The 4,899-nt window shown below is 70.1% G+C and carries 4 protein-coding genes and 1 pseudogene; 3 read left to right on the top strand and 2 right to left on the bottom strand.

Features of this window, described 5'->3' with window-relative positions; translation table 11 throughout:
* Window positions 1-46 precede the first annotated feature (46 nt).
* Together hpf and RIF68_RS27420 are read left to right on the top strand one after the other, a co-directional pair.
* The gene (gene hpf, locus RIF68_RS27425) at window positions 47-730 is read left to right on the top strand and encodes a ribosome hibernation-promoting factor, HPF/YfiA family (RefSeq protein WP_309053983.1); all 684 of its coding nucleotides are present in this window, start codon (window positions 47-49) and stop codon (window positions 728-730) included.
* Between the two features lie 228 nt (window positions 731-958).
* Complete coding sequence (locus RIF68_RS27420; protein ID WP_309053982.1) at window positions 959-1,726, top strand: response regulator transcription factor; 768 nt, start codon at window positions 959-961, stop codon at window positions 1,724-1,726.
* 75 nt (window positions 1,727-1,801) lie between these two features.
* Here RIF68_RS27420 and RIF68_RS27415 read toward each other — a convergent pair whose 3' ends face one another.
* Window positions 1,802-2,965 carry a DNA glycosylase AlkZ-like family protein gene (locus RIF68_RS27415; protein WP_309053981.1) on the bottom strand — a complete coding sequence of 388 codons (1,164 nt, stop codon included), beginning with the start codon at window positions 2,963-2,965 and terminating at the stop codon, window positions 1,802-1,804.
* A 56-nt stretch (window positions 2,966-3,021) separates the two neighbouring features.
* Complete coding sequence (locus RIF68_RS27410) at window positions 3,022-3,609, bottom strand: GNAT family N-acetyltransferase (protein WP_309053980.1); 588 nt, start codon at window positions 3,607-3,609, stop codon at window positions 3,022-3,024.
* 239 nt (window positions 3,610-3,848) lie between these two features.
* On the opposite strand from RIF68_RS27410, the pseudogene RIF68_RS27405 reads away from it, so the two are divergent.
* Window positions 3,849-4,899 (top strand): annotated as a pseudogene (locus RIF68_RS27405) (preprotein translocase subunit SecA); the annotation flags it as partial.

Here is a 4,899-nt window from a genome sequence, read left to right as displayed (position 1 = left end):
CGTCGGTCAAGGAGCCGATTCGGGCGATCCGGGAACGGAGTTCTGCGTGGACATCGTCGTCAAGGGCCGCAAGACCGAGGTGCCCGAGCGGTTCCGCAAGCACGTGGCCGAGAAGCTGAAGCTGGAGAAGATCCAGAAGCTCGACGGCAAGGTGATCAGCCTCGACGTCGAGGTGTCCAAGGAGCACAACCCGCGGCAGGCCGACCGGTCCGACCGCGTGGAGATCACCCTCCACTCCCGAGGCCCGGTGATCCGGGCGGAAGCCGCCGCGGCCGACCCGTACGCGGCGCTCGACCTCGCCAGCGACAAGCTGGAGGCCCGACTGCGCAAGCAGCACGACAAGCGGTACACGCGCCGCGGCAGCGGCCGGCTCTCGGCCGCGGAGGTCGGTGACGTCGTGCACGGTGTCGCCCAGATCGACGAGAACGGACAACTGGTCGGCTCCGAGGCCGAACAGGACGTGCCCACCACGATGATGGGCTCGATCGAGGTCCAGGGCGAAGGCCCGCTGGTCGTCCGCGAGAAGACCCACAAGGCCGCCCCGATGACGCTCGACCAGGCGCTCTACGAGATGGAGCTGGTCGGGCACGACTTCTACCTCTTCGTCGACTCCGACACCAAGCAGCCGAGTGTCGTCTACCGGCGTCACGCGTACGACTACGGCGTCATCCACCTGGAGAGCGACCCGCTCGCCGAAAGTGGCGGCGCCGGTGGCGCGCTCGGCGGCTGACGGCCGCCGCACGCCCCCTGCCTGACGTGTCCCTCACGGTGCCCCCGGAGCGCGCCCACCGCGCTCCGGGGGCACCCCTGTGAGACCTCGCGGCCGGTTTGCGCGCCGAGGGATCACCGCGGAACCGCCGGGGCATGAAATCATGGCGTGCACGCCAACCGGTGCTTCCCGAGCAGTGGTTGGAGGACCGGAAACGAATTCAGGCCACGGCCTTCAGGGGGAGGAACGATGGCGGACAGCTTCGGACCGGTGCTCAGCGAGCGCGAGCACGGTGGCGCGGTCATCCCGGAGACAGCTCCCGAGGGATCGGATTCGGACAGCGGAGCCTTCCGCAAAGAGCCGATCCGGGTCCTCGTGGTGGACGATCACGCCCTTTTCCGCCGGGGACTCGAGATCGTCCTCGCCCACGAGGAGGACATCCAGGTCGTCGGAGAGGCCGGAGACGGCGCCGAAGCCGTCGACAAGGCGGCCGATCTGCTGCCGGACATCGTCCTGATGGATGTACGGATGCCCCGGCGCGGCGGCATCGAGGCCTGCACCTCGATCAAGGAGGTGGCCCCCAGCGCGAAGATCATCATGCTGACGATCAGCGACGAGGAGGCCGACCTCTACGACGCCATCAAGGCGGGCGCGACCGGCTACCTCCTCAAGGAGATCTCCACCGACGAGGTGGCGACCGCGATCCGGGCCGTCGCGGACGGCCAGTCGCAGATCAGCCCCTCGATGGCGTCCAAGCTGCTCACCGAGTTCAAGTCGATGATCCAGCGCACCGACGAGCGCAGGCTCGTGCCCGCGCCCCGGCTGACCGACCGCGAGCTGGAGGTCCTCAAGCTCGTCGCGACCGGCATGAACAACCGGGACATCGCCAAGGAACTCTTCATCTCCGAGAACACCGTCAAGAACCACGTGCGGAACATCCTGGAGAAACTCCAGCTGCACTCCCGCATGGAGGCCGTGGTCTACGCGATGCGGGAGAAGATCCTCGAGATCCGCTGAGCCTCTCCTCCGGCAGGATCCGGAAGGGAGGCCTCAGGGCCCGGGGCGGGAACGGCCGCCCCGGACCGAAAGGCCTCAGTCGAGCGCGGTGATCAGGGCCGGAGCCAGCTCCGGGGCGTCCACGCGCTCCACCTTCACCGCGTCGCAGCCCACCCACTCGGCCGCCTCGCGCAGCGCCGCGGCCACGGCCGGCACGGCCTTCGGGCCCTCCAGGGACACCTGCCGGGCCACCAGCGTCCGGCCCTCACGCGCCGGGTCCACCCGGCCGACCAGCCGGCCACCGGCCAGGACCGGCATCGCGAAGTAGCCGTACACCCGCTTCGGCTTCGGCACGTACGCCTCCAGGCGGTGCGTGAAGCCGAAGATCCGCTCCGTGCGGGCCCGCTCCCAGATCAGCGAGTCGAACGGCGACAGCAGCGTCGTACGGTGCCGGCCGCGGGGCTCCGAGGCCAGCGCCGCCGGGTCGGCCCAGGCGGGCTTCCCCCAGCCGGCCACCGTCACCGGCACCAGGCCGGAGGCCTCGATCACCGCGTCGAACTGTTCGCCCCTGATGCGGTGGTAGTCCGCGATGTCCGCGCGCGTGCCCACCCCGAGCGCCTCGCCCGCCTGGCGGACGAGCCGCCGCACGCACTCGGTGTCGTCCAGGTCGTCGTGCAGCAGCGCGTCGGGGATCGCCCGCTCCGCCAGGTCGTACACGCGCTTCCAGCCGCGCCGCTCGACCACCACCACGTCGCCGAACATCAGCGCCCGCTCGACGGCGATCTTGGTGTCGGACCAGTCCCACCACTCGCCCTTGTTCTTCGCGCCGCCCAGCTCCGTCGCCGTGCGCGGCCCCTCGTCGCGCAGCTGGGCGACGACCTTCTCGTACGTCCCCGGCGCCAGGTCGTGGTGCCACTGGGGCCGGGCGCGGTAGGCGCGGCGGCGGAACGCGAAGTGGGGCCACTCCTCGACGGGCAGGATGCACGCCGCGTGCGACCAGTACTCGAAGGCGTGGGCCTCGGTCCAGTAGGCCCGCTCGACCGTGGGGCGGCCGACCGCGCCGAGGCGCGCGTACGGGACGAGTTCGTGCGAGCGGGCGAGCACCGAGATGGTGTCGAGCTGCACCTGCCCGAGCCGGCGCAGGATCCCGCGCACTCCCGCCCGGCGGTCGGCCGCGCCCAGGAACCCCTGGGCGCGCAGCGCGATCCGGCGGGCCTCGTCGGCGGTCAGTTCGGCGGCGGGCGGCGGCACAGTCGTCATGGACCGCACCCTAGGGCCCGGCACCGACAGAGGGGCCGGGAACCGGTCACCCGGTGTCAGGTCAGGGCCTCGCGGTCCTGGGCCGGGAGGTAGGGCAGGGGGCTCGGCAGGCCGAAGTCGGAGGGGAGGAGGGAGGCGATCCAGCAGTCGCGGACCGTCCCGTGGTGGAGGAGTCCGGCACGCTGGACGCCCTCCGGGGTGAATCCGGCCCGTTCGATCACGGCCCGCGAGGCCACGTTGCCGACCTCGGCCCGCCAGACGAGGCGGGTGCAGCCGAGGCCGGTGAAGGCCCAGTGGGCCAGGGCGCGCACGGTCTCCGTCATGTAGCCGTTGCCCCGGGCCCCGGCGGCCTGCCAGAAGCCGATCTCGTACACACCGGGCTCCTGGGCACGGAGGGAGGCGGCGGCCAGCAGCGGGCCGCCCTCCAGGAGCTCGACGGCGAATCCGTACTCCCTGTCCTCGCGCCAGCCGTCCCGGACGAGCCGGTTCAGGAAGAAGTCGGCGTCCTCGCGCCTGTACGGGTCGGGGACGGTGGTCCAGCGGCGGATGGCCGGGTCCTGGCAGATGGTGTAGACGGCGTCGGCGTCCTCGGGAAGCCAGTTCCGCAGGCGCAGCCGGTCGGTGGTGAGCGTGACGGGGTCCATGGCGGGATTCTGGTGACCCGGGGCACGGGACGCGAACACTTTTCGGGCGGGGCGGCACCTTCCGACCACCTCGGGCGTTCTCATTCCGGGCGCACGTGCGGCTCCGGCACTGCGGGCCTCCCTCCCCGGCGGTGGTCTCGCTTACGATGGCCGTTGCGGTGGGGACCACCTGCCGTGCCCGCGCTCGTGTCCATCACAAGACCCAGTGCCAGGCCCGACCGGCAAGGAGACCAGCCTCAGTGTCCGTCTTCAACAAGCTCATGCGTGCAGGCGAAGGCAAGATCCTGCGCAAACTGCACCGCATCGCGGACCAGGTCAACTCCATCGAAGAGGACTTCGTCAACCTCTCCGACGCCGAGTTGCGGTCGCTGACGGAGGAGTACAAGCAGCGGTACGCCGACGGCGAGAGCCTCGACGACCTGATGCCGGAGGCCTTCGCGACCGTGCGTGAGGCCGCCAAGCGTGTCCTCGGCCAGCGCCACTACGACGTGCAGATCATGGGCGGCGCCGCCCTGCACCTCGGCTACGTCGCCGAGATGAAGACCGGTGAGGGCAAGACCCTCGTCGGCACGCTCCCGGCGTACCTCAACGCGCTCTCGGGCAAGGGCGTGCACCTGATCACCGTCAACGACTACCTGGCCGAGCGCGACTCCGAGCTCATGGGCCGGGTCCACCGCTTCCTGGGCCTGAGCGTCGGCTGCATCCTCGCCAACATGACGCCCGCCCAGCGCCGCGAGCAGTACAACTGCGACATCACGTACGGAACGAACAACGAGTTCGGCTTCGACTACCTGCGCGACAACATGGCGTGGTCGAAGGACGAGCTCGTCCAGCGCGGCCACAACTTCGCCTGTGTCGACGAGGTCGACTCCATCCTCGTCGACGAGGCCCGTACGCCGCTGATCATCTCCGGTCCGGCCGACCAGGCGACCAAGTGGTACGGCGACTTCGCCAAGCTGGTCACCCGCCTGACCCGCGGTGAGCCGGGCAACCCGCTCAAGGGCATCGAGGAGACCGGCGACTACGAGGTCGACGAGAAGAAGCGGACCGTCGGCATCCACGAGTCCGGCGTGGCCAAGGTCGAGGACTGGCTGGGCATCGACAACCTCTACGAGTCGGTCAACACGCCGCTCGTCGGGTATCTGAACAACGCCATCAAGGCGAAGGAACTGTTCAAGAAGGACAAGGACTACGTCGTCATCGACGGCGAGGTCATGATCGTCGACGAGCACACCGGCCGTATCCTCGCCGGCCGCCGCTACAACGAGGGCATGCACCAGGCGATCGAGG

Source organism: Streptomyces sp., from assembly GCF_031178505.1.
Taxonomy (GTDB): Bacteria; Actinomycetota; Actinomycetes; order Streptomycetales; family Streptomycetaceae; genus Streptomyces; species Streptomyces gulbargensis.
The sequence above is the reverse complement of the archived record's forward strand: the minus strand, read 5'-3'. Positions and strand labels throughout refer to the sequence as shown.